This is a genomic window from Nocardioides sp. F233 (genome assembly GCF_057813895.1).
This window is the reverse complement of the sequence record NZ_JBVASH010000002.1, coordinates 846,659-868,606: the sequence shown is the minus strand read 5'-3', so window position 1 is coordinate 868,606 and position 21,948 is coordinate 846,659. Positions and strand designations below refer to the sequence as shown.

The window sequence follows — 21,948 nt, the reverse complement described above, 5'->3', positions numbered from 1 at the left end:
AAGGTGGGGCGCAAGGGACGGCACTGGCCCACGCGGCGGAGGCTTCAGGTTAGCAGCATGTCAACGCGCTGTGTCCCACCGTTTTCATCGCCGGACATCTCGGCGGCCCGTCAGCCGAATCGGCCGTTCACGTAGTCAGCCGTGCGCGGGTCCTGCGGGTTGTCGAAGATCACATCCGTCGGCCCCTGCTCCACGATCACCCCCGGCGTGCCGTGGGCGGCCAGGAAGAACGCACAGCGGTCGGAGACGCGTGCCGCCTGCTGCATGTTGTGGGTGACGATCACGATCGTCACCTGCGAGCCGATCTCGCGGATCGTCTCCTCCACGACCCGGGTGGAGGTCGGGTCGAGGGCCGAGCAGGGCTCGTCCATGAGCAGCACCCGGGGGCGTACGGCGAGCGAGCGCGCGATGCACAGCCGCTGCTGCTGGCCGCCGGACAGGGCGGAGCCGGGCTGCTTGAGCCGGTCCCGCACCTCGGCCCACAGGCCGGCCCGGGTCAGCGACTCCTCGACGAGGTCGTCCTTGTCGCCGCGGGCCACCTTGGCGCCGGTCAGGCTGAGCCCGGCGAGCACGTTGTCCCGGATCGACATCGCCGGGAACGGGTTCGGCTTCTGGAACACCATCCCGATCGCCTTGCGGGCGTCGGTCAGCCGGCGGTACGGGTCGTAGATGTCCTCGCCGTCGAGTCGCACCTCGCCCGCGAGCGAGGCGCTGGGTACCAGCTCGTGCATCCGGTTGAGGATCCGCAGGAAGGTGGACTTGCCGCATCCTGAGGGCCCGATCAGCGCCGTGACCTGCCCGGCGGGCATGTCGATGCTGACCCGGTCGAGCACCTTGCGCTGCCCGAACCAGGCCGAGACCCGGTCGGCGTCGAGCCGGCCGGGCTGCACGGGCCGCACGGGCAGGGCGGCGTCGTCGGTGACGGCCGGGATGGTCAGGGTGGTGGTGTCGGACACGGTCCGCTCCTTCTCCGGGTGGCCGGACCCGTCGGGGACGGGTCCGGCCACCCTGCTCGGTGGTTGCTACGAGACCTTGACCTTGACCGCAGCGCTGGTGCTCGGGCTCACGGTGGCGCTGCCGCCGTACGACGCGGTGAGCTTGTGCTTGCCGGCCTTGAGCTTCGGCAGCTTCACGCTGACCGTGCCGCCCGCCCCGAGCGCGACCTGCTTGAGCACCTTGCCCTTGTCGTAGATCGTCACGGTGCCCGTGGCGGCCGGGGACACCGTCACGGTGACCTTGACCTTCTTCGACCTCTTGGCGGTCTTCGGCGCGACGAGGGTCGTCGACGAGGCCGCCGGCGGGGCGGGCGCGGCCGCGGTGACCGTGACCGAGCGGGTCGTCGAGCTCGGCTGTGCCTGGGCGGTGCCGCCGTAGGCGATGGTCAGCGTGTGCGCCCCGGGCGCCAGCTGGGTGCCGCCGATCGGCAGGGTGACCGAGCCGACGGCACTGACCGTGCCGGTCGCGAGCGGCGTCGCGCCGTCGGTCACGGAGACCGTGCCACCGCTGCCGCCCGTGCCGGTGACCGAGACGGCGACCGAGAACGGCGTGCCCTGGGCCACCGTCGCCGGGACCGTCGCGGTGGTCTGCGTCGGCTCCGGATCCGTCTCGCCGAGCACGGGCGGCGTCGTGACCGACCAGGTGCTGCCGGTCACCTTCACGAAGGTGGAGGCGTACGCGTCGCCCACCCCCTTCGCCGACGACGACGTGCGCAGCCGGATCTCGTAGACACCGGCCAGGCCGTCCGCGCTCGAGGTGTTCTCGAACGCCGCGATGTAGTCGGCCAGGCTCTGGTCTCCCGCAGCGCTGCCCTTCTGGTACGCCGTGCCCGCCAGCGGGGCGGGCGCTCCGGCGGCGGGGTAGGCGGTCGTGGCGGAGAGCTGCTGTCCCGGCCAGGCGCCCTGGTTCGTGGTCGCCTGCGGCGTGTGCACGAACAGGGTCGCGAAGCCGTCGCCCGCGCGCAGCGGTGTGGCGCTCGACGCGTAGGCGACGAACGGGTCGGCCGTGACCGAGCCGGACGTGACCGGGTCACCGGCCGCATTGCGCAGGACGAGGTCGGCGACCCGCAGCGGGTCGGCGATGGCGACGTTGTCGCCGTCGTACCACGCAGCTTCGGGTGGGTCGTCGGCCCGGGCGGCTGTGATGCCGGTCGCGGCCGAGGCCACGAGGGCCGCGCCGAGCAGGCCCACCCACGCCTTTCTGGATCGGATGTTCATGGTGTCTCCTCGAAGTTCGTCGATGACCGCGCGCGGTCAGGAAGGGGTGGGCGCCACGGCCGCGGCGGCGCCGTCGCACGACGCGTGACCGCCGTCGACGAGCACCCAGCGCGAGCCGTCGATGCGCACGTCGGCGGTGTCGTAGCTCGCGAGGTCGGTGCCGACGCCGGGGGCACCCACCAGGAGGCGGAGCTGGACGTGACCGTCCCAGCCGGCCGGGAAGGCGGCCGTGAAGGACTCGAGCGTCGTGGACTCCCCCGTCACCCGGGCCGCCGGCCGACCGGGGTCGGCCAGGGTCGCCGCTGCCGTCAACGGCGTGCCGCTGAACTCCTCGGGCAGCACGCCCTCGCGCGGCTGGTAGGCGAACAGGGTGGCGACCGCGCCGGGCGCGTCGTACCCGTCCGGGCTGGTGGTCCCGAGGGCGAAGTCGGCGATCGGCTCGTCCACCTGTCCCCCGGTGACCACGTCACCGTCGGAGTCGCACAGCGTCAGCCGCCCGTGGGCGCCCGGGTCGTCGTACGGCGCCGCGGCGGCGCGCCCCGTCCACGGCCGCCACACCAGGGCGACGACCAGGACGGCGGCGAGCGCCGTCACGACGACCGCCGCCCGGGTGGGGAGTCGGTCCAGCACCGTCGTCATGTCAGCTCACTGGGTGCCGCGGGACGGGTCGTACGCCGGCTCGACGCCGGCCGCGCGCAGCAGCGCCTTGCCGGCCTCGGTGTTGACGAACGGCTCGGGGCCGCCGGGGTTGTAGAACAGCGCCTGCACCCAGTTGAGCGTGCTGCCGGGCTGCCAGGGCTCGTCACTCTGGTAGTCGGACTCGCGGAACACCGCGTTGTAGGCGAAGTCGGTGCCGAACGGCTGCGCGAGGCTCTTCACACCGGAGCTCTCCGGGTCGAGCAGCTTGATGCCGGCAGCGGTGAGCGCGGTGCGGTCCTGCGTGGAGGAGTAGGCGTTGATGCCGCCGTTCGGCGAGTCGGCGTAGTAGCCCTTCTCGAGCAGCCGGAAGCGACCACGCGGAAACGGGACGATCGCGTTCTTGCGCTCGGCGTCGGTCAGGCCGGTGATCACGGTCGGGTCGTTCTGCTGCACCACTCGCAGGCCGGCGGCGGGCGCGAAGTTCGAGCCCTTGAGCCGGGTGAGCTCCTTGGTGAAGACGCTCAGCATGCCGGCGGTCGAGGGCAGGTAGAGCGGGATGATGTCCTCGGTCGGGGCCGATCCGGCGTAGCCGGGGATGTCGCCCCACTTCTTGTAGGTGCCCTCGTAGATCTTGAGGACGTCGTCGCCGCTCAGCGTGGCAGGCGCGTTGGTGACGGTCGCCGTCGCGATCAGGTCGCGGTCGAGGGCGACCCGGACGGTCCGCAGGCGGGTGTGGATGTTGCTCTCGGCAGCCGTCTGCTGGTCGGTGGTCGGGTTGTTGGGACTACGGGCGACGTCGATCCACCCGGGTACGTCGCGGGTCAGGTTGTTGAGTCCGCCGTTCCCTCCGCTGGGCCGGGTGACGTTGTCGGCCCCGGCACGCAGCACGATCGTCGGGTTGGCCACCGTGGACGTGCCCGACACGTAGGCGCTGCGGCCGTTCGCGTCGCCCGACGAGTCGAAGTTGACGAACCGCCACTTGTTGCCGGCGGTGTTGTAGCCCGGGAGCTCGTGGTAGCCGTCCGCGAGGAAGTTGAACGCGTTCTGCTGGATGTCGGAGCCGACCGAGACGACGTCCTTGGGCTGCGGCCCGAGGTCGGCCTCGGCAGGTGCGAGCGCGAGGACGAGGGAGCCTGCGGTCGTCAGACCGATCAGGGCCGTCGCCGCTGCATGCCGTCTGGTGAACATGGATGGCCTTTCTGTAGTAACTAACTCGAGTTACCCGAGTACGAGAAAGGTAGAGGGCAGGTTGCCCGCGTGCACCGGGGTCCCGGTATCCGGACGACAGGTTCTGCCTGTCACGGCAGTCAGATCAGCCCCGGGGTCAGCCGGGTCGCGATCGACGACACGAGCCAGAGCGCGGCGACGACGACCGGCAGCCCGGCGATCCAGGCCGCGGTCGTCGACCAGCGGCGCCAGGCCCACAGCAGGCCGGCGAGAGCGGCTGCCAGGAGCTGGAGCGAGAGCGCGAGCAGGCCGAGCGTGCCGGCATCGAGTCGCCCGCTCATCCCGGTGGTCTCCGGATCGGCGGGGCCGACCGGACCGCCGGCGACAGCCGTGCCCGTCAGCAGGGCGTCGACGTACACGGTGTCGGACGGGCGCAGTGCTCCGAGACCGGTCCTGCCACCGGCGGTGACCAGGATCAGCCGCGACCCGTCGGCGGCCGGAGGCGCGGGCACCGGGTCTCCCTTGCGGCGGATCCGCTCGACGACGTACCGGAAGCTGCCCTGCGCGGTGGTCACACCGACGACCTCGCCGGGGCGCAGCGACCCGATCTGGGCGAAGGGCGCCCCGAACGAGACCGACCGTCCGCGCAGCACGCTGACGCCGGTCTGGCCGGGAAGGACGGTTCCCTGCTGGTGGCCGGGGCCGTCCTGCAGCTGCTCGTTGCGGGTGCCCTCCACCACGACGGCCGAGCGGAGGCCGAGCACGCCGATGTCCAGGAGGGCCACCGGGGCGCCGAGGGCGACGGGGGCGCCGGTCGGCGCGGTGCCCTCGGCCAGCTCGGTGCGCAGCTCGCCGTACAGCGCACGCTGGGCGTGGGCCTGCTCGAACCCGCTGAGCAGCGTGAAGTAGACGAGGAACCAGCCCGCGAGCAGCGCGAGGAGGAACAGACCGCCAGAGCCGGCACGCCGGCGGTCCGGGCCGGCGCTCCGGGGCGGTGGCGAGGCGTCGATCGCCTCGGTGCGCAGCAGGGTCCGCTCGCTCATCACGCCCCCTTGCGGAGGACCAGGCGGCGCGCGCCGCGCGCGAGCCCGCGGATCTCGGCCGACCACCGCACCACGACCCCGGCCAGCGCGGCCAGCAGCACCAGCAGCGGCAGCGTCAGCACGCCGTAGCTGCCGAACGGTGAGTACTCGCCCGCCGTCGGCACGACGGCGGCGTCCACCACCTCGGGCGCGGCTGCGGGGGCCGCGGCGCCGGGGCCGGCTGCCGGGGCGGCCGCCGGCGGTACGACGACCGCCGGTCCCGCCGCGACGGGTGCCTTCTTGCCCCCGGGCTTCTCCTCCGGCACCTTCTTCGGAGCCGCGCACGCGGTCTTCACCGTCGGCGCGGCCGCGTCCAGGGCAGGCAGCTGGCCCGACTGCGCGGCCACGACCGCGGCGACGTTGAGCGTGCGCGCCCGCAGGGCGCCCAGACCGTGGTCTGCGCTGAGCGGGAGATAGCCGTCCGGCAGCTGGCCGTTGGCCGACCCCCGCACCTGACCGTCGGTCATGGCGTAGCACAGCAGCTTCTGCAGCCGTCGCGCCGTGGTGGTGACCAGGCCGCTCGTGGGCACGTCGGCGTACACCGGCATCGCGCCGGGGTAGGCCGCCTTGCCGGTCGTCGCGAGGTCGTCGTAGGCCAGCTCCCAGTCGGCGGCGGTCTCGTCGGGTCGCAGCAGCGCAGCCGCTGCGTCCAGGCCGGCGTCGTCGGGGGCGACGAAGGTGTCGTCCGCCGTCTCGAGGTGGGCGGCTCGCAGGCTGTAGCGGTGCACCGCCGAGAGCGGCACGATCCCGAGCACGAACCGGTGCCCGACCTGCTGGCGGCCCTGCTGCTTGAGCGCGAGCTGGCTGAGGTCGCCGGCGTCGTCGGCGTTGCAACGGGTGCGGGCCCCGGAGACGGCGTACTGCAGGTTCTGCAGGATCGTGCCGACGTTGGCGACCGGGTTGGCCACCAGTGCGAGGTACGGCGCCGGGCTGCGGTTGTAGCAGATGTTGACCGGGCTGCTGGTGATCTTGTCGAGCGCGGCCTGGTCGTCGAGCGGCCAGTTGTCGAGCAGCGGCCAGGACTCCACCGGCAGCTCGATGCCGCGGTAGGCCGGGTTGACCTTCATGCCCCACGGGTCCGCATCGCCGTCGAGCCAGGCCCGGGCGTCGGGGTCGGCGTCGAGGTAGCTGGTCAGCGCCCACGTGAGGTCGGCGTCGGTGGCCAGGCTCTGCAAGGTCGCCTCCGCCTCGACCACCGAGGAGGACGGGAGTCCCGGGTTGAGCGCGGTGAACTCCGGATCGGCCAGGAGGTTGAGTGGGTTGCCCTTCAGACCGGCGTGGTCGTCCTTGATGACCGGGAGCGCCGAGTAGGACTGCGAGAGCAGCTTGGCGATCAGCCGGGCGTTGAGCCGGAGGTCGTCGTAGGGCTGTCCGTCGGCGCCGTCGACGGCGTAGCCGATCGCCCAGCCGGTCAGGGTGAGCGGGGCGCGCGCGACCGGTCGGGTGTACCCGCCCGAGCGGGGCGCCGTACCGAGCGCGGCGTCGATGTCCCCGCTGTCGAGCAGGTTCCGGGCCGCGCCGTCGGCGGCCTGGACGTGGTTGAAGGCGAAGAGCGCCTTGTCGGTGCAGAACCTGGGCTGCCACGACGCCGTCAGCTCGTTGAGCGCGACCGAGCCGAACAGCGCCTGTGGCTCCGCGCCGCCGACGACGTTGCAGACGTCGCCGGTGGTCGCGAAGTGGAGCGGCACGGTGATCCGGTTGCGCCAGTTCGACGCGGACCACCACATCGCCCCGGCGACCGCGGGGTTGGCGGCCTCGACGCCCAGCGACTGCCCGGCGTCGTACCGGTCCGGGGCGCGGCAGGCGGCGTCGGCGCTGGCGGCCTTGGTCTCGCTCAGTCGCCGTTCGGCGGGCAGCGCGGTGCCGAAGGCGTCGCAGCTGATGCCGACGACGGGGACCGCGACGAGGGCGCAGTCGACGGCGGCCGAGCAGCCCAGCGTGGCGTTCTCGTCCTTGGTCCACACCGCGAACTGGGCGCTGCCACGCCCGTCCTTCCCGGTGATCCCGTAGACGGTGTTGGTCGGCAGGCCCCCAGCGCCGCTCTCGTCGGACTCGGGGGCCGTGCTGATGCAGCCCAGTCCCGGGCTGGGCCCGCCGTAGTAGACCGTGCCGTCGGCTGCACGCAGCGGCAGCCAGCGCTCGGCAGGAGGCAACCGGCGGGGGCACGACGCCGGGCGGTCGGCCGGGGCGCCCACGATCGCGTCGCGGTCCTCGGCCGCGGCGTACCGGTCCGAGCGCCAGGGCGGTACGCCGTCGTCGGGGAAGTAGCGCTCTGCGGCCGTCTGGGTCCAGCAGGTCTCCGGCGTGAGCCGCTCCTGGCCCGCGGCGAGGTCGCCCGCGCGGTCGACGCCACGGCACTCCAGCAGCACGAACGGGTACTCCTGCAGGCGGCCCGACGCCGAGTTGGGGTCGCTCACCACGCCACCGGTCGGCTGGGCGCCCTCCCAGCTGACCCGGATCTCCTGGCGCCCACGCAGGTTCTCGGTCTCCGAGACGTGCAGGGTGACGTCGTGGCTGGCGACCTCCTCCTCGGTCCCGGCGGCGTCGACGAAGACGCGGGCAGCCGTCACGCTCGCGCTGGTCCCGGCCGCCTCGGCGGCCGGGATCCCCATGCCTCCCGGGAGGCTGACGGGTACGCCGATCACGGTCGAGGCGGCGACGAGGGTCGCGGCGAGCGCGACCCGGACCCGCGCGCTCACCGGCGTCCCCGTCCGACCAGCGCGCCGACCGCGCCCGGGATGACGAGCACCCCGAGGAACAGTCCGATCACCAGTGCGGTCAGCACGCGCGGCGGACCGGCGTGGGCGTCGGCCGCGAGCGTCACCGGAACGACGGCGCCCGCCTCTCCCCCGCCGGTCGCACCCGCTGCGGGCAGCCCGAGGTCGCCCTGGGCGCCCTCGACAGGTGCCGGCGCGACGTCGGCCGGCGTGCCGGCGTCGGTGGGCGCCGCGGCGCCCGGCGTCGCCGTACCGCCGCTCTTGTCACCCTTCTTGCCCTTGCCTCCGGGGTTCTCGTTGAACGATCCCTCGGTGCCCGTGCACGGGTCGTTGCCGACCTTGTCGCACTCCGGCGGGTTGGGGGCGATCTGGGCGAGGTGGTTCACGGCCGGCTGGTCCTTGATGAAGGTCGGGTTGTTGCAGGTGCTCACGTCGCGCTGGGTGAGGTCGACCGCAGGGTCGGCCGCCTTGAGCTTCCCGATCTGCTCGAAGCCGGCCTGGACCAGGTTGATCGGCAGCGGGGAGTAGCCGATCGGCCCGATCTCGGACTGGCCCTGGCAGATCGAGTGGTAGAGGAAGTCGGCGATCGTCTGGCGCTTCGCGGTCGTCATCCGGCTGTCGGTCGCCGAGGTCGGGATGATCGCGTAGACGTACGAGGACAGCGGGTAGGTCCGCTTGTCCGGGTTGACGTAGACCCCGTCGAGCTTCTGGGTGAGGTAGTCGATCGACGTCTTGTCGCCGTTGATCTGGGCCTGCGTGAGGGCGACGGCGACGTTGTACTGCGTCGGCAGCGTGAAGTAGCCCGCCTTGTTGAGCATCTTGGCGACCGGGAAGTTCGCCATGAGCGGGTAGGAGTACTCCTCCATCGCGATCGCGCCGTTGGCGTTGGCCGACTTCACGTAGTTCATCACGCCGTCCGAGCCCGCCTGCGCCTTCTGCGTGCCGTGCGCCTGCCCGCAGTTGAGCGGGAAGTAGTCGGTCGGCGCGGCCTTGCCGTTGCAGGCCTGCCAGATCGAGGGGTACTCCGCCGTGAGCCAGGTCGTGAACTGGTTGGTGACACCGGCCCCGTCGGCCCGCACCACCGGGATGATCGGGATCGACGGCAGCGCCTTGCCGTTGTTGTCCTTGGTGATCGCGGCGTCGTTCCAGTTGGTGATCTGGTTGGTGAAGATCTTCGCGATCGTCTCGCCGGACAGCCGGATGTTGCGGACCATCGTGCCGCCGACCTCGACGTGGTACGGGAACGACGTGCCGCCCGACACGATCGGCAGGTAGGCGTACTCGCGCCCCAGCGAGGTGTCCGGCTGGCCGGTCGTCGGGTCCTTGCCGCGGTACGGCGAGTCGGTCACGCCGAAGTCGGTGGACTTGTTGGCGTAGTCCTTGCGCCCCTGGGCGGCGCCGTTGGCCGTGTAGACCACCTTCATGCCCTGGTTGGCGACGTCGGCCACCCACTGGTTGACGGCGTTGGCCGCCCAGGACGATCCCGAGCCCTGGATCAGGGCGTGCGGGGCGACGGCCCCGGCCGCACCCGGGCCGGCGAGGATCCCCAGCAGCAGCGCGATCGTGACGGCGAGGAGCCGGACCGCACGGGTGGGAGCGAATCGGAGGTTCATCGGTTCTTCCTTCCCCTGGCCGCCAGCCGGGCGAGCAGGAACAGCGAGAGCACGACCGCGAGCAGGACCGTCGCGGCGGCGTACGCGCGCTGCTCCATCTGCGGGTTCCCGGTGCTCACGGCCGCGTACACGAACAGCGGCAGCGAGTTCATCGGGTTGTGGGTGGGATCGGCGTTGAGGAACGTCGAGGCTCCGGAGGTGAGCAGGAGCGGCGATGTCTCACCGACGGCCCGGGCCACGCCGAGGATGAGCGCGGTCGCGAGCCCGGGGCGCGCCGTCGGGAGCACGACCTTCCACACCGTCTGCCAGCGCCCCGCACCGAGGGCGTACGACGCCTCCCGCAGGCCGTTCGGCACCACCCGGAGCACGACCTCGCTGGCGCGCGCCATGATCGGCAGGGCCATCACGGCCAGCGCGAGGGCGGCGGCCAGGCCGCTGGTGGGCATGCCGAGCTTGACGATGCACACCGTGTAGACGAACAGGCCGGCGACGATCGAGGGCAGCGCGGTCATCGCCTCGACGACGGTGCGCACCAGCACCGCGCCCCGGCCGCCGACCTCGGAGACGTACACGGCGGTGGCCAGGCCGAGCGGCATGGCGATGACCACCGCGATGGCCACCTCGATGACGGTGCCGAGGATGGCGTGGCCGATGCCACCGAGCGTGAACGGGTCGTCGGCCCGCACGCCCGACATGTCGTCGAAGAGGAAGTTGAGGTGGGTCAGCGCCGGGAGGCCCTTGAGCACCGTCGTCACCACGGTGCTCAGGACCGCCAGGCCGACCAGGGTCGGTGCCGCGATCACCACCGCGCTCACCACCCGGTCGAGCACCACCTGGCGGGGCTGGGCCAGCCCGGTCAGCGCGGCGTAGAACGCCACGAAGACGCAGAACCACATCAGCACGAAGCCGACCGCACCGGAGAACGGCAGGACCTGGGTGTACAGCAGCCAGGTGGTCGCCGTACCGCCCGCCAGCGCCCCGAGCAGCGTCCACCGGTCCTCCGGGGTACGACGCCCGGCTCGGCGCGGCTCCTCCTCGATCCCGGCGCTCACAGCTCGGTCACCCCGCCGCCACGGGAGCGGGCGACGACGACCGCGGCCAGGCTGTTGACGGCCAGCGTCATCACGAACAGCACGAAGCCGGCGGTCAGCAGTGCCGACAGCTGCGCGGGCGAGGCCTCCTTGAAGCCGGATGCGATGAGCGCGGAGATCGTCGACGTCCCGGACTCGAGGACGTACGGCTTGATCTCGTAGGCCTGCGAGATCACCAGCACCACGGAGATCGTCTCGCCGAGCGCCCGCCCGAGAGCGAGCATGGTGCCGCCGATGATGCCGCCGCGACCGAAGGGCAGCACGACGGTGCGCACCATGGCCCACCGGGTGGCGCCGAGCGCGAGCGCGGCCTCCTTCTCCCCCACCGGCGCCTCGGCGAAGACCTCGCGCATCACGGAGGTCGCCATCGGGAAGATCATCATCGTGACGGCGAGGGCGGCGATGGCCGCGGAGCCGGCGTACGACGGGTAGCCCGGGGCCTGGTTCCAGATCGGGTAGTCGACGTCGGTGCGCACGTGGAAGAGCGGGAACCACCCGAAGTGCTTGCTGATCCAGTGGTTCACCTGGGCGGCGTGCGGTTGCACGACCAGCAGCACCCACAGGCCGAACACGATGCCCGGCACCGCCGCCATCAGGTCGACCAGGCGGACCAGGAGGGGCCGCAACCACTCGGGGGCCCAGTCGGTGATGAACAACGCGGTCAGCAGCGCCAGCGGGAACGCCAGCGCGAGCGCGATCAGCGCGACCTGGAGGGTGCCGACGACGACCGCGGCGATCCCGACGACGTCCTGGCTGGGCAGCCAGCGGTACTCGGTGAAGAAGGACAGCCCGTAGTGGTCGAGCGTCGGGATCGCCTGCAGGCCGAGGAAGACGCCGATGCCCGAGGTGATGACGAGGACCACGAAGGCCAGCGCCCGGACCGACTGCAGGAACACCCGATCCTGGAACGAGTGGCGCACCGGGAGCTCCCGGGGAGCATCCTCCGGCTCGTCCGGACCGAGGTCCGGTGGGGACGCCGAGGGCGTCGGGACGGCGACGTGCGACATGAGAGGGGCACCCCTACCCGGTCATGGCCCCCGAAATGGCCGATCCAGTAACTAAACTAAGTCTAGTGGATCGACTGTATTAAGTTGTCAGGTATGGATCAAATGGTGGACGAGTCCCCGTCGGCGGGCTCGTCGGCGGGCTCCTCGGCGGGCTCGTCCGCCTCGGCGGACGGCCCCCGTCCGTCGACGTACACCTGCTCCTCGCGGCCCGGTCGGTTCCTCGTCGCCCACACGAAGTAGGCGGCGGAGAGGACGAACAGCACGATCGAGGTCCACACGTTGAAGCGCAGGCCGAGGACGTTCTCGAGCTGGACGTTGTCGACGCGGAGGTACTCGATCCAGCCGCGGCCCAGCGTGTAGGCCATGACGTAGACCGCCATCACCCGGCCGTGGCCGAGGCGGTGGTGGCGCTCGAGCCACAGGATGATCGCGAAGGCGGCGAGGTTCCACAGGCACTCGTAGAGGTACGTCGGGTGGAAGACCGTGCCGTCGGCGTACGGGCCGCCCATCGCGGTCCCGCAGCTGATCCCGCTGGTCTGCACGCCGTCGACGAGGCACTGCCAGTGCTTCTGCTGGATCTCCAGGCCCCAGGGCAGGTCGGTGGGTCGGCCGTAGAGCTCCTGGTTGAACCAGTTGCCCCAGCGGCCGATCGCCTGGGCGACCAGGACCCCGGGTGCGAGCGCGTCGAGCAGCGGCAGCACCTTGATGCCGCGACGGCGGGCTCCGATCCAGGCGCCGAGCGCCCCGAGGGCGACGCCACCCCAGATGCCGAGCCCGCCCTCCCAGACGTAGAGGGCCTTGATCGGCTCACCGCCGGAGCCGAAGTACTTCTCCCAGTCGGTCGCGACGTGGTAGAGCCGGGCGCCGACGAGACCGAACGGGACCGCCCAGATGGCGACGTCCTGGACCTCGCCGAGCGTGCCGCCGCGGGCCTGCCAGCGCTTCTCGCCGATCCAGATCGCCACGACGATGCCGAGGATGATGCACAGGGCGTAGCCACGCAGCGGGAACGGTCCGATGTGCCACACACCCTGCGACGGGCTGGGAATCGTGGCTGCGATGAGGGCGGGAAGCACGGCGACTCCTGGTCGTGTCCGGGGCGTGTGTCAGTCGTCGGTCAGCAGCGCGTGGATGTCGGAGGCGAACTCCGCGCTGGAGGTCTCCTGGTTCCACAGCGCCACGGCCTGGTGGCGCGGGTCGATGGCGAGCGTGCTGGTCGTGTGGCCGCCGAGGTCGTAGCCGCCGGTGGGCAGCTTCTTGCCGTCGCTGACGTAGACGTGCAGCGCGTCACCCGCCTCGATCACCTGATCGATGCTCCCGGTGAGGCCGATGAAGCCCTTGTCGTAGCGGTCGAGGTAGGTCCGCAGCGTCTTCGCGTCGTCAACCGTGGGGTCGGTGGTCACGAAGACCACGTCGACCTTCTTCCGGTCAGCCGCGTCGAGCCGGTTCATCGCCGCGGCCAGGTTGTTCATGACCATCGGGCAGAAGTCCGGGCACTTGGTGTAGCCGAAGAAGACCAGGGTCAGGGGCTTCCTCGTGTCGGCCCCGAGGGAGTACGGCGCCCCGCTGGTGTCGGTGAGCTCGACGTCCGCGGCCTTGAACGGGTTCGTCAGCCGGGTGCCGGTGAACGTGTCGGGGTCGCTGCTGCAGGCCGACAGCGCCAGGCCGACCAGCACGACGAGGGCGGCGAGCCTACGCACGGACGCCTCCCGCGAGCTCCTCGGTGAGCGCGGCGAGGGCAGCCAGGCCCGCCGCGCGGTCGCCGCGGTGGTCGAGCAGGGTGCGGACGAACGCGGACCCGACGATCACCCCGTCGGCGTACGACGCCAGGTCGGCCGCCTGCGCGCCGGAGCTGACCCCGACGCCGACGCCGACCGGCAGGTCGGTGGTCGCCTTGGTCCGGGCGATGAGCGGGGCGACACCCGCGGCGGTCGCCTGCTTGGTGCCGGTGACGCCCATGATGCCGGTGGCGTAGACGAACCCGCGCGAGGCCGCCGTGGTGAGCGCGATCCGCTCGTCGGTGGACGACGGGGAGACGAGGAAGACCTTGTCGAGGTCGCGCGCGTCGGCCGCGGCGATCCACTCGGGCGCGTAGTCCGGCGTGAGGTCGGGCGTGATCAGGCCCGCTCCCCCGGCGTCGGCGAGGTCCTGCGCGAACCGCTCGACGCCGTACCGCTCCACCGGGTTCCAGTAGGTCATCACGAGCGTGGGCGTGCCGGTGGCGGCGACCGCCTCGACGACCCGCAGCACGTCCGTGGTGCGGATGCCGGCGTCGAGAGCCTGCTGGGCGGCGGCCTGGATGATCGGGCCGTCCATGACCGGGTCGCTGTAGGGCAGACCGATCTCGATGACGTCGCAGCCGGCCGCGACCATGGTCGTCAGCGCGGCGATGCTGCCCTCGACGTCGGGGAAGCCGGCCGGCAGGTAGCCGACCAGTGCCGCCCGGCCCTCGGCACGCGCCTTCTCGAACGCGGTGCTGGTGGTGCTCACTTGCTCTCCCCCGCCTCGCCCAGGTGGAACCAGTCCATGGCGGTGCCCATGTCCTTGTCGCCGCGACCGGACAGGTTGACCAGGATCGTCTGGCCCGGGCGCTCCTTGGCGATCCGCAGCGCGCCGGCGACGGCGTGCGCGGACTCGATCGCCGGGATGATCCCCTCGGTGCGGGCGAGCAGGGCCATCGCATCCATCGCCTCGGTGTCCGTGACGGGCAGGTACGTCGCCCGCCCGGCCGCCGAGAGCGCGGAGTGCTGCGGCCCGACGCCCGGGTAGTCGAGGCCGGCGGAGATCGAGTGCGACTCGATGGTCTGGCCGTCCTCGTCCTGCAGGACGAAGGTGCGCGCACCGTGGAGCACGCCGATCGATCCGGCGAAGATGGTCGCGGCGTGGCGGCCGGTCTCGACGCCGTCACCACCCGCCTCGAAGCCGTAGATCGCCACCTCGGGGTCGTCGACGAAGCCGGCGAACAGGCCGATCGCGTTGGACCCGCCACCCACGCAGGCGGCGATCGCGTCGGGCAGCGCGCCGTACTGGTCGAGGCACTGCTGGCGCGCCTCGTCGCCGATCCCCCGCACGAAGCTGAGCACCAGGCTCGGGAACGGGTGCGGCCCGGCGGCGGTGCCGAACAGGTACGCCGTGTCGTCGACGCTGGCGACCCAGTCGCGCAGCGCCTCGTTGATGGCGTCCTTGAGGGTCCGCGAGCCGCTCGTGACCGGGATCACCTCGGCGCCGAGCAGCTGCATCCGGGCCACGTTGAGGGCCTGCCGCTCGGTGTCGACCTCGCCCATGTAGACCGTGCAGTCGAGGCCGAGGTACGCCGCGGCGGTGGCCGACGCGACGCCGTGCTGGCCAGCGCCGGTCTCCGCGATCACGCGGGTCTTGCCCATCCGCTTGGTGAGCAGCGCCTGGCCGAGCACGTTGCGGATCTTGTGGGCGCCGGTGTGGTTGAGGTCCTCGCGCTTGAGCAGGAACCTGGTCCCCGTGCCGGCGACCCCCGGGCTTTCTGCGAGCCGGGTGGCGTCGTACAGCATGCTCGGGACGCCGGCGTAGTCGGTGAGCAGCCGCTCGAACTCACCGGTGAACGCGGGATCGGCCATCGCGTCGCGCCAGGCCACGTCGAGCTCGTCGAGCGCTGCCATCAGCGCCTCCGGCATGAAGCGGCCGCCGAACGCGCCCGTCCCCCCGAACCAGCCGAACGCGTCGGCATCGAACTTGCTCATCCACTGATTCCTGTCATTGCTGCGACTGCCTGGCGCGGTGCGCCGTCCTTCACGAGCGCCTCGCCGACGAGCACCACGCGGGCACCCTCGCCGACGAACCGCTCGACGTCCTGCGGACCGAAGATGCCGGACTCGGCGACCTTGACCCGGTCGTCCGGGATGAGGGGCGCGAGCCTGCCGAACACGTCGAGGTCGACCTCGAGCGTCTTGAGGTTGCGGGCGTTGACGCCGATCAGCTCGGCGCCGACCTCGACCGCGCGGGCGGTCTCCTCCTCGTCGTGGACCTCCATCAGCACCGTGAGGCCGAGCTCCCGGGCGAAGTCGTGGAGCCGGCGCAGCCGCTCGCCGGGCAGCGAGACCACCATCAGCAGCGCCAGGTCGGCGCCGGCCGCGCGGGCCTCGAGCAGCTGGTACTCGGTGACGATGAAGTCCTTGCGCAGCAGCGGGGTGTCGACCGTCGCGCGCACCGCCCGCAGGTCGGCGAGGCTGCCCCCGAACCGCCGCTGCTCGGTGAGCACGCTGATCGCGCCCGCACCGCCGGCGGCGTACTCGCTCGCGAGGGCCGCCGGGTCGGGGATGTCGGCGAGCGCGCCCTTGCTCGGGCTCTTGCGCTTCACCTCGGCGATCACGCTCGAGCCGGGGGCGCGGAAGTGGGGCATCGGGTCGCGCGGCGGGTCGACGTCGGCGAGCGCGGCCCGCAGGTCCGCCTCCGAGGTGACCGCCTGACGGGCGGCGAGGTCCTCGAGCACTCCGGCGACGATCCCGTCCAGCACCGTGGGCTGGGAGGCCTGGGGGGCCGACATCTGACGCCTCCGTGACGTTTCTGTGGTGGGCTCTGGTTCACGCTCTGGTTCAAACAGCGCGGCGTGGGAACGGTCCGACGGCACCGACACACCAACGCGTGGTGTCGAGTGTGGCACGCGGCCGTTAGGGTTCCACACACTGCCCGCAACTCGGTCGGGCCGCCCGACACCTTGCACACCTGAGAAGGGACCTCATCGTGAGCTACAACGAGCCGCCGAACTACGGCACCCCGCCCCCGCCGCCCCCGGGTGGCTACGGCATGCCCGGCCAGCCCGGCTACGGCGGTCAGCCCCAGCAGACCTCCGTGCTGGCCATCGTCTCCCTCGTCACCGGCATCCTCGGCGTGCTGTGCTGCGGCTCCCTGCTCTTCAGCATCGCCGCGCTGGTCACCGGCTTCCTCGGCAAGAAGGAGATCGACGAGGGCCGCAAGACCGGCAAGGGCATGGCCCTCGCCGGCCTGATCCTCGGCGCGATCGGCGTCGTCCTCAGCGTGGTGTGGATCATCCTCGTGAGCGCCGGCAACGTGGCCTTCACCGCCTACAGCGCCCTCGGACAGACAGCCGCTGACAGACACCCGGAGGCGCCGCCCGACGTCCGACGGGCGGCGCCTCCTACGTTTTCGGGATCAGGGCGCGAGCCAGGCTCCGGCGCCGGTGTTGCGCACCACGGCGAACACCAGCATGGCCGTCAACAGAAGGCCGGTCATCGCGAGCACACGTCGTTCGGGGACGGCCCAGGCCTGCCCGGTCCAGCGACCGTGCGTCCAGCGCGCGACGGCGTAGACGATGAACGGGATGACCAGCAGGAAGAGCAGGTTGCTCGAGGCGGCGGCTCCGAGCTGGAGGTTGGTGAGGTCGTTGACGGCGCGCAGGCCGCCACAGCCCGGGCAGTAGAAGCCCGCGGCTGCGAACGGGCAACCGCCCCAGCTGCCCTGGTCGTGCGGGTCGCGCAGGTGGAGCGCGAGGCTCGCCGCGGCGAGGCCGCCGACCAGCGCGGCCGGCGGCACCATCCGGCGCCACCGCGCCGGAGCGTCGGTGTGGGCCAGCTCAGCCGCGAGCGCCATGGCAGGGGCCTGGCTCAGTGACCGGCCTCGTGGAAGCCCATCTTGGCCATCACCAGGAAGACGACGCCACCGGCGATCACGACCGCGGTACCGACCCAGAACAGGGTCCAGTTCAGCGGGTGCAGGGACATGCCGATCGCGCCCACGACGAAGCCGACGAGCGCGACGAGGACGGCGGTCCAGGCCGCGGGGGTGTTGCCGTGGTTGTCGGCCATGAGAGGGAACTCCTCGCTCGTTCGGGTGGATCGGGTGTGATTCTAGGGGGTGAGGAGGTTCAGCCGTCGGTCGGGTCGTGGCCCTCGTCGAGGGACTTCCACAGGTCGAGGTTCGACTGGTCCGCCGGGTCCTCGGCCGCGGTCGCCGCGGCAGCCGATCCGGCGCCCGTGGGGGCGTCGTACCGACTGCCCATCTCGGGCCACGACGGCACCAGGCGTACGGCGGCTCCCGCCGCGACGAGGGCGACCAGGGCACAGCCGAGGGCGATCCAGAGCCAGCCGCTGCGCTCGACGTCGACGGCCGTGAGGTTGAGCCCGAGACGGGTGGCGAGATCGGCAGTGGCGTCGTCGTCCTGCACGAAGCCCCCGACCACGACCACGACGATGATGCCGGCGGCAGCGACGAGCGCGAGCAGGGCGGCGCCGCGGCGCACGATGCCGCGGGTCACCAGCAGCACACCCCAGGCGGCCAGCGCGACCAGCGCCAGGGCGCCGGCGAGCGGGAACTCCACCGAGCGCTCCTGCACGGTCGGCGCGATGCCGCCGGCAGCGGTCAGGGTCGCCTCGGGGATCGCGAGCATGGCCTTGTGGCCGGCGACCGCTGCGAAGCCGCTGCCGGCGAGGCCGAGCAGGACGACCGGGCCGAAGGTACGGCGGGCGCCGTCGTCCTCAGCCACGGAGCAGCCCGTCGTCGAAGCAGGTGCGCGCGCCGGTGTGGCAGGCGACACCGACCTGGTCGACCTTGACCAGCAGGGTGTCGCCGTCGCAGTCGAGCCGGACCTCCTTGACCAGCTGCGGGTTGCCGGAGGTCTCGCCCTTGACCCAGTACTCGCCCCGCGAGCGGCTCCAGTAGGTCGCCCGACCGGTGGTCAGCGTGCGGTGCAGCGCCTCGTCGTCCATCCACGCGAGCATCAGCACCTCGCCGGTGTCGTGCTGCTGCACCACCGCCGGCACCAGCCCGTCGGGGGTGCGCTTGAGGCGGTCGGCGATCTCGGTGGGGAGGGAAGTCACGTGCTCCATTATCCGTGCTGGGCCACCCACGACGCGTGCAGCCTCGCGTAGGGGGTGTCCGCCTGCTGCACGAGCTCGGCGTGCGGGCCGTGCTGGACGACCCTCCCCTTGTCGACGACCACGACGACATCGGCAGCCTCGGCGGTGGAGAGCCGGTGGGCGATGGTGACCGACGTACGGCCGCTCATCAGCCGCTCGAGGGCCCGGCCGATCCGGGTCTCCAGCTCGGGGTCGACGGCGCTGGTGGCCTCGTCGAGGACGAGCAGGTCGGGGTCGGCGAGCTGGGCACGGAGCAGCGCGACGAGCTGGCGCTCCCCCGCCGAGAGCGACTCGCCGCGCTGGCCGACCCGGGTGTCGACGCCGTCGGGCAGGCCCGCCAGCCAGTCGCCGAGGCCAATGGTGTCGGCGGCGGCCCGGATCTCGTCCTCGGTGGCGCCGAGCCGGCCGTAGCGGACGTTGGCCGCGAGGGTGTCGTCGAAGAGGAAGCCCTCCTGCGGAACGAGTACGACGCTGCGCCGCAGCGCGGTCTCAGCGACCTCGCGCAGGTCGATGCCGTCGAGCAGGACCCGGCCGCGGCTGGGGTCCATCAGCCGGGTGAGCAGCTTGGCGATGGTGGACTTGCCGGAGCCGGTCTCCCCCACGACTGCGACCCGCTGGCCTGCCGGGACCTCGAGCTCGATGTCGCTGAGCACCTCGACCCCGCCGGGATAGGCGAAGGAGACACCGTCGAACCGGACGTCGATCGCGCCCTTGGGCAGGCTCTGGCCGTCGGGGCCGGGATCGACCAGGTCGGCAGGGGTGTCCAGGATGCCGATGACGCGGCGCCAGCCGGCGATGGCGTTCTGGGCGTCGGTGAGGATCTGCGTGCCCATCTGGACCGGGCCGACGAAGAGCGTCACCAGGAACGCGAAGGCGAGCACCTCGCCGGCCGTGATCCCCTCGCCCCAGGCGAAGCCCTGGCCCAGCCAGATGCCGACGATGAGCACGCCGGCGTTGGCGACGCCGGCGGAGATGCCGCCCAGGCTGAAGGAGAACGCGGTGAAGCCCTGGGCGCGGGTGCTGGCCGCCTTGTGGGCGTCGATCGCGGTGTCGATCCGCTCCTGGGTGCGCGCCTCGATCGCGTACGACTTCACGACCGCCGCCCCGACCACGGGCTCCGAGACCGCGGAGAGCAGCACGCCGACCTGGCGTCGTACGGTGCCGTAGGCGGCGGCCAGCTTGCGCTGGAAGTAGCGCAGGCTCAGGAAGAGCGGGGCGAAGCAGACCCACACGACGACGGCGAGCTGCCAGCTGTAGAAGACCATCACCACGGTCGCGATCAGCATCTGCCCGACGCTGACCACGAAGATCAGGCCGCCGAACACCAGGAACTGGCTGACCTGGTCGACGTCGCTGGTCACCCGCGAGACGAGTGCACCGCGACGCTCGGTGTTCTGCGTGAGCAGGGGCAGGTCGTGGACGTGGCGGAACGCCTTGACCCGCAGCGTTGCCAGACCACGCTCGGCCGAGGAGAACAGCCGCGCCGTCATGGCGTACGACGCCCAGCTGGTCACCACGATCGCGGCGGTCGCGGCGAGTGCGAGCCAGGTGGTGAACGTCGGGTCCGGTCCGTCGGGTCCGCGCAGGCCCTTGTCGATGGTCTGCTGGACCGCGATCGGTACGACGACCTGGCCGACCGAGGCGAGCACGGCGAGGACCAGCGTCCAGCCGATCCCCTCGACCAGCTCGGGCGAGTGCCGGACGCCGCGGCGGATGGTCTCCCAGGCGCCGATGTCCTCGCCGGTCGCCAGGCGGGTGTGCTCGGGCGCGCGCAGGACGGTGCTCATGCGGTCGCCTCCTCGTGCTCGGTCTCGTAGGCGTTCACGAGACGGGCGTAGTCGGCGTTGCGGGCGACCAGGTCGGCGTGGGGGCCGCGGTCGGCGATCCGGCCGTCGACGAGGTAGAGCACCTCGTCGGCCAGGCCGATCGTCGCCTTGCGGTAGGCGACGACGACGAGGGTGGTGTCGGTCTCGCCGAGGCCGGCGAGGATCCGGGCCTCGACCTCGGGGTCGACCGCGGACGTGGCGTCGTCGAGGACGAGCAGCCGCGGTCGTCGTACGAGAGCACGGGCGAGGGAGAGCCGCTGTCGCTGGCCGCCCGACAACGACGTGCCCCGCTCCCCCAGCCGTGTGTCGAGGCCGTCCGGCAGTGCGGCGACGAAGCCGTCGGCCTGGGCGGTGCGCAGAGCGGCCCACACCTCCTCGTCGGGCACGTCGATGCCCAGCGTGACGTTGCCACGCACCGTGTCGTCGAACAGGAATGCGCTCTGCGGTACGACGGCCAGCACGTCCGCGAGTCCGCCCCGGCGCAGCTCGCGCAGGTCGGTCCCGTCGACCCGGATCGCACCGGCGTCGACGTCGACCAGCCGCGCCAGCAGCCCGGCGAGCGTGCTCTTGCCGGAGGCAGTGGCACCGACGAGCGCGACCGTGCGGCCGGGCTCGACGTCGAAGGTGACCTCGCGCAGCAGCGGCCGGTCGGCGGTGTAGCCGAAGGCCGCGCTGTCGACCTCGAGCCGTGCGCCGCCTTGGTCGGCCGGTGCCTCCCTGTCGCCGTACTCCATGGCGCCGGTGGCGGCGATGACCGCGGCGACCCGGCGGTACCCGACGACGCTGCGCGGGAAGTCGCCCAGCAGCCAGCCGATCGACCGGATCGGGAACGCGACGACGGTGAGCAGGTAGGCGATCGTGACGACGTCGCCGGGGACCGTCGACCCGGACACGACCCGGTGCACGCCCAGGACGAGCACGACGAGGACCGCGAGGCTCGGCAGGGCGGCGAGGGTGGGGTCGAAGGCGGCGCGGATCCGGCCGACCCGGATGTTGGCCTCGCGCAGCTCCTCGGCCTTGGCCCGGAACCGCTGGGTCTCCTCGGGCTCGCGGCCGAGCGTCTTGACGACGAGCGCGCCGTCGAAGGACTCGTGGGCGATCTCGGAGAGCTCGGCGCGCAGCTCCTGCGCGCGGGTGGCCCAGCCCTGGGCGAGGCGCTGGTAGACGACGTTGACGCCGATGACCAGCGGGAAGACGAGCAGGCCGACCGCGGCCAGGGCCAGGTCGGTGAGCAGCATCTGCACGACCGCGATCACCATCATCGCGACCGTGCCGACCGCCATCGGCAGCGGCGCGATCGGCCCCCAGGCGGCCTCGACGTCGGAGTTCGCGTTGGAGAGCAGCTCGCCGGTGGGGTGCTTCTGGTGCCACTCCATCGGCAGGCGCAGGTACTGGCGGGTGACGGCGCGGCGGCTGTGGGCCTGCATCCGGTACTGCATGACGCCGGCCCCGAGCCGGCGGGCCACGATGCCGACCGCGCGCAGGATCGCGACGCCGACGAACAGGCCCAGCACCGCCCAGAGCAGGCCGCCGCCGATCTCGCCGTCCTTGAACGCGGGCAGCACGACGTGGTCGGTCGACCAGCCCAGCACCCACGCGTCCGCGACGGTCAGCGCACCGAAGAGCAGGCTCCCGACCGTCGAGACCGCGAAGATCCAGGGCTCACGCTTGATGGCCACCCAGAGCACGCCGAACCCGGCGGACGTCGTACCGCTTCCTGTGCTCACTTCTGCCCGCAACCTCGC

General features: G+C 72.2%; 20 protein-coding genes and 1 pseudogene. 1 reads left to right on the top strand and 20 read right to left on the bottom strand.

The genetic code is table 11. The features are described from left to right. Positions 1 to 110: 110 nt before the first annotated feature. The 14 genes from ACZYRU_RS10615 to trpC form a co-directional block, all read right to left on the bottom strand. Positions 111 to 899: a phosphate ABC transporter ATP-binding protein gene (locus ACZYRU_RS10615; RefSeq protein WP_488957198.1), complete on the bottom strand. Its 789-nt coding sequence runs from the start codon at positions 897 to 899 to the stop codon at positions 111 to 113. A gap of 123 nt (positions 900 to 1,022) precedes the next feature. Then, entirely contained in the window at positions 1,023 to 2,213 is a 1,191-nt protein-coding gene (locus ACZYRU_RS10610) for an Ig-like domain-containing protein (protein WP_488957048.1), read from the bottom strand. Between the two features lie 36 nt (positions 2,214 to 2,249). Further along, complete coding sequence (locus ACZYRU_RS10605) at positions 2,250 to 2,852, bottom strand: hypothetical protein (protein ID WP_488957047.1); 603 nt, start codon at positions 2,850 to 2,852, stop codon at positions 2,250 to 2,252. A gap of 6 nt (positions 2,853 to 2,858) precedes the next feature. Then, positions 2,859 to 4,040 (bottom strand): substrate-binding domain-containing protein, encoded by a 1,182-nt coding sequence (locus tag ACZYRU_RS10600; protein ID WP_488957046.1) that lies wholly within the window; start codon positions 4,038 to 4,040, stop codon positions 2,859 to 2,861. A gap of 119 nt (positions 4,041 to 4,159) precedes the next feature. Then, a complete protein-coding gene (locus ACZYRU_RS10595) occupies positions 4,160 to 5,062 on the bottom strand; it encodes a sortase domain-containing protein (protein ID WP_488957045.1) in 903 nt (300 codons plus the stop codon). Then, positions 5,062 to 7,800, bottom strand: coding sequence for a hypothetical protein (locus ACZYRU_RS10590; protein ID WP_488957044.1), 2,739 nt, complete (start codon positions 7,798 to 7,800; stop codon positions 5,062 to 5,064). The genes ACZYRU_RS10595 and ACZYRU_RS10590 overlap by 1 nt, the downstream gene beginning before the upstream one ends. After that, the gene (locus tag ACZYRU_RS10585; RefSeq protein WP_488957043.1) at positions 7,797 to 9,431 is read right to left on the bottom strand and encodes a substrate-binding domain-containing protein; all 1,635 of its coding nucleotides are present in this window, start codon (positions 9,429 to 9,431) and stop codon (positions 7,797 to 7,799) included. Before ACZYRU_RS10585 ends, ACZYRU_RS10590 begins: the two co-directional genes overlap by 4 nt. Beyond that, entirely contained in the window at positions 9,428 to 10,483 is a 1,056-nt protein-coding gene (gene pstA, locus ACZYRU_RS10580; RefSeq protein ID WP_488957042.1) for a phosphate ABC transporter permease PstA, read from the bottom strand. Before pstA ends, ACZYRU_RS10585 begins: the two co-directional genes overlap by 4 nt. Then, on the bottom strand, positions 10,480 to 11,529 hold the full coding sequence (gene pstC, locus ACZYRU_RS10575; protein ID WP_488957041.1) for a phosphate ABC transporter permease subunit PstC: 1,050 nt from the start codon (positions 11,527 to 11,529) through the stop codon (positions 10,480 to 10,482). Before pstC ends, pstA begins: the two co-directional genes overlap by 4 nt. Positions 11,530 to 11,627: 98 nt before the next feature. Further along, a complete protein-coding gene (gene lgt / locus ACZYRU_RS10570) occupies positions 11,628 to 12,605 on the bottom strand; it encodes a prolipoprotein diacylglyceryl transferase (RefSeq protein WP_488957040.1) in 978 nt (325 codons plus the stop codon). A 30-nt stretch (positions 12,606 to 12,635) separates the two neighbouring features. Then, positions 12,636 to 13,229, bottom strand: a complete 594-nt coding sequence (locus ACZYRU_RS10565) for an SCO family protein (RefSeq protein ID WP_488957039.1) — start codon at positions 13,227 to 13,229, stop codon at positions 12,636 to 12,638. Further along, positions 13,222 to 14,019 carry a tryptophan synthase subunit alpha gene (gene trpA / locus ACZYRU_RS10560; protein WP_488957038.1) on the bottom strand — a complete coding sequence of 266 codons (798 nt, stop codon included), beginning with the start codon at positions 14,017 to 14,019 and terminating at the stop codon, positions 13,222 to 13,224. Before trpA ends, ACZYRU_RS10565 begins: the two co-directional genes overlap by 8 nt. Beyond that, complete coding sequence (gene trpB / locus ACZYRU_RS10555) at positions 14,016 to 15,245, bottom strand: tryptophan synthase subunit beta (RefSeq protein WP_488957037.1); 1,230 nt, start codon at positions 15,243 to 15,245, stop codon at positions 14,016 to 14,018. The genes trpA and trpB overlap by 4 nt, the downstream gene beginning before the upstream one ends. Further along, positions 15,242 to 16,048, bottom strand: a complete 807-nt coding sequence (gene trpC, locus ACZYRU_RS10550; RefSeq protein ID WP_488957036.1) for an indole-3-glycerol phosphate synthase TrpC — start codon at positions 16,046 to 16,048, stop codon at positions 15,242 to 15,244. Before trpC ends, trpB begins: the two co-directional genes overlap by 4 nt. A gap of 260 nt (positions 16,049 to 16,308) precedes the next feature. Here trpC and ACZYRU_RS10545 point away from each other — a divergent pair. Next, positions 16,309 to 16,533, top strand: a pseudogene (locus ACZYRU_RS10545) (DUF4190 domain-containing protein); the annotation flags it as partial. A gap of 141 nt (positions 16,534 to 16,674) precedes the next feature. Here ACZYRU_RS10545 and ACZYRU_RS10540 read toward each other — a convergent pair. The 6 genes from ACZYRU_RS10540 to ACZYRU_RS10515 are packed head-to-tail and all read right to left on the bottom strand — an operon-like array spanning position 16,675 to position 21,930. Further along, positions 16,675 to 17,112: a DUF2752 domain-containing protein gene (locus tag ACZYRU_RS10540; RefSeq protein WP_488957035.1), complete on the bottom strand. Its 438-nt coding sequence runs from the start codon at positions 17,110 to 17,112 to the stop codon at positions 16,675 to 16,677. A 14-nt stretch (positions 17,113 to 17,126) separates the two neighbouring features. Continuing rightward, a complete protein-coding gene (locus ACZYRU_RS10535; RefSeq protein WP_488957034.1) occupies positions 17,127 to 17,327 on the bottom strand; it encodes an HGxxPAAW family protein in 201 nt (66 codons plus the stop codon). A gap of 59 nt (positions 17,328 to 17,386) precedes the next feature. Next, positions 17,387 to 18,004 (bottom strand): Trp biosynthesis-associated membrane protein, encoded by a 618-nt coding sequence (locus ACZYRU_RS10530; RefSeq protein ID WP_488957033.1) that lies wholly within the window; start codon positions 18,002 to 18,004, stop codon positions 17,387 to 17,389. Further along, positions 17,997 to 18,347 carry a phosphoribosyl-AMP cyclohydrolase gene (gene hisI / locus ACZYRU_RS10525; protein ID WP_488957032.1) on the bottom strand — a complete coding sequence of 117 codons (351 nt, stop codon included), beginning with the start codon at positions 18,345 to 18,347 and terminating at the stop codon, positions 17,997 to 17,999. Before hisI ends, ACZYRU_RS10530 begins: the two co-directional genes overlap by 8 nt. Further along, a complete protein-coding gene (locus ACZYRU_RS10520; RefSeq protein WP_488957031.1) occupies positions 18,347 to 20,164 on the bottom strand; it encodes an ABC transporter ATP-binding protein in 1,818 nt (605 codons plus the stop codon). The genes hisI and ACZYRU_RS10520 overlap by 1 nt, the downstream gene beginning before the upstream one ends. Beyond that, on the bottom strand, positions 20,161 to 21,930 hold the full coding sequence (locus ACZYRU_RS10515) for an ABC transporter ATP-binding protein (protein WP_488957030.1): 1,770 nt from the start codon (positions 21,928 to 21,930) through the stop codon (positions 20,161 to 20,163). Before ACZYRU_RS10515 ends, ACZYRU_RS10520 begins: the two co-directional genes overlap by 4 nt. Between the last annotated feature and the right edge of the window lie 18 nt (positions 21,931 to 21,948).

What these genes read in the sequence shown, in the direction of transcription:
- ACZYRU_RS10610 (WP_488957048.1), bottom strand. Translation starts at nt 2,213, where the DNA reads ATGAACATCCGATCCAGAAAGGCGTGGGTGGGCCTGCTCGGCGCGGCC.
- ACZYRU_RS10605 (WP_488957047.1), bottom strand. Translation starts at nt 2,852, where the DNA reads ATGACGACGGTGCTGGACCGACTCCCCACCCGGGCGGCGGTCGTCGTG.
- ACZYRU_RS10600 (WP_488957046.1), bottom strand. Translation starts at nt 4,040, where the DNA reads ATGTTCACCAGACGGCATGCAGCGGCGACGGCCCTGATCGGTCTGACG.
- ACZYRU_RS10595 (WP_488957045.1), bottom strand. Translation starts at nt 5,062, where the DNA reads ATGAGCGAGCGGACCCTGCTGCGCACCGAGGCGATCGACGCCTCGCCA.
- ACZYRU_RS10585 (WP_488957043.1), bottom strand. Translation starts at nt 9,431, where the DNA reads ATGAACCTCCGATTCGCTCCCACCCGTGCGGTCCGGCTCCTCGCCGTC.
- pstC (WP_488957041.1), bottom strand. Translation starts at nt 11,529, where the DNA reads ATGTCGCACGTCGCCGTCCCGACGCCCTCGGCGTCCCCACCGGACCTC.
- trpB (WP_488957037.1), bottom strand. Translation starts at nt 15,245, where the DNA reads ATGAGCAAGTTCGATGCCGACGCGTTCGGCTGGTTCGGGGGGACGGGC.
- trpC (WP_488957036.1), bottom strand. Translation starts at nt 16,048, where the DNA reads ATGTCGGCCCCCCAGGCCTCCCAGCCCACGGTGCTGGACGGGATCGTC.
- ACZYRU_RS10540 (WP_488957035.1), bottom strand. Translation starts at nt 17,112, where the DNA reads ATGGCGCTCGCGGCTGAGCTGGCCCACACCGACGCTCCGGCGCGGTGG.
- ACZYRU_RS10535 (WP_488957034.1), bottom strand. Translation starts at nt 17,327, where the DNA reads ATGGCCGACAACCACGGCAACACCCCCGCGGCCTGGACCGCCGTCCTC.
- hisI (WP_488957032.1), bottom strand. Translation starts at nt 18,347, where the DNA reads ATGGAGCACGTGACTTCCCTCCCCACCGAGATCGCCGACCGCCTCAAG.
- ACZYRU_RS10520 (WP_488957031.1), bottom strand. Translation starts at nt 20,164, where the DNA reads ATGAGCACCGTCCTGCGCGCGCCCGAGCACACCCGCCTGGCGACCGGC.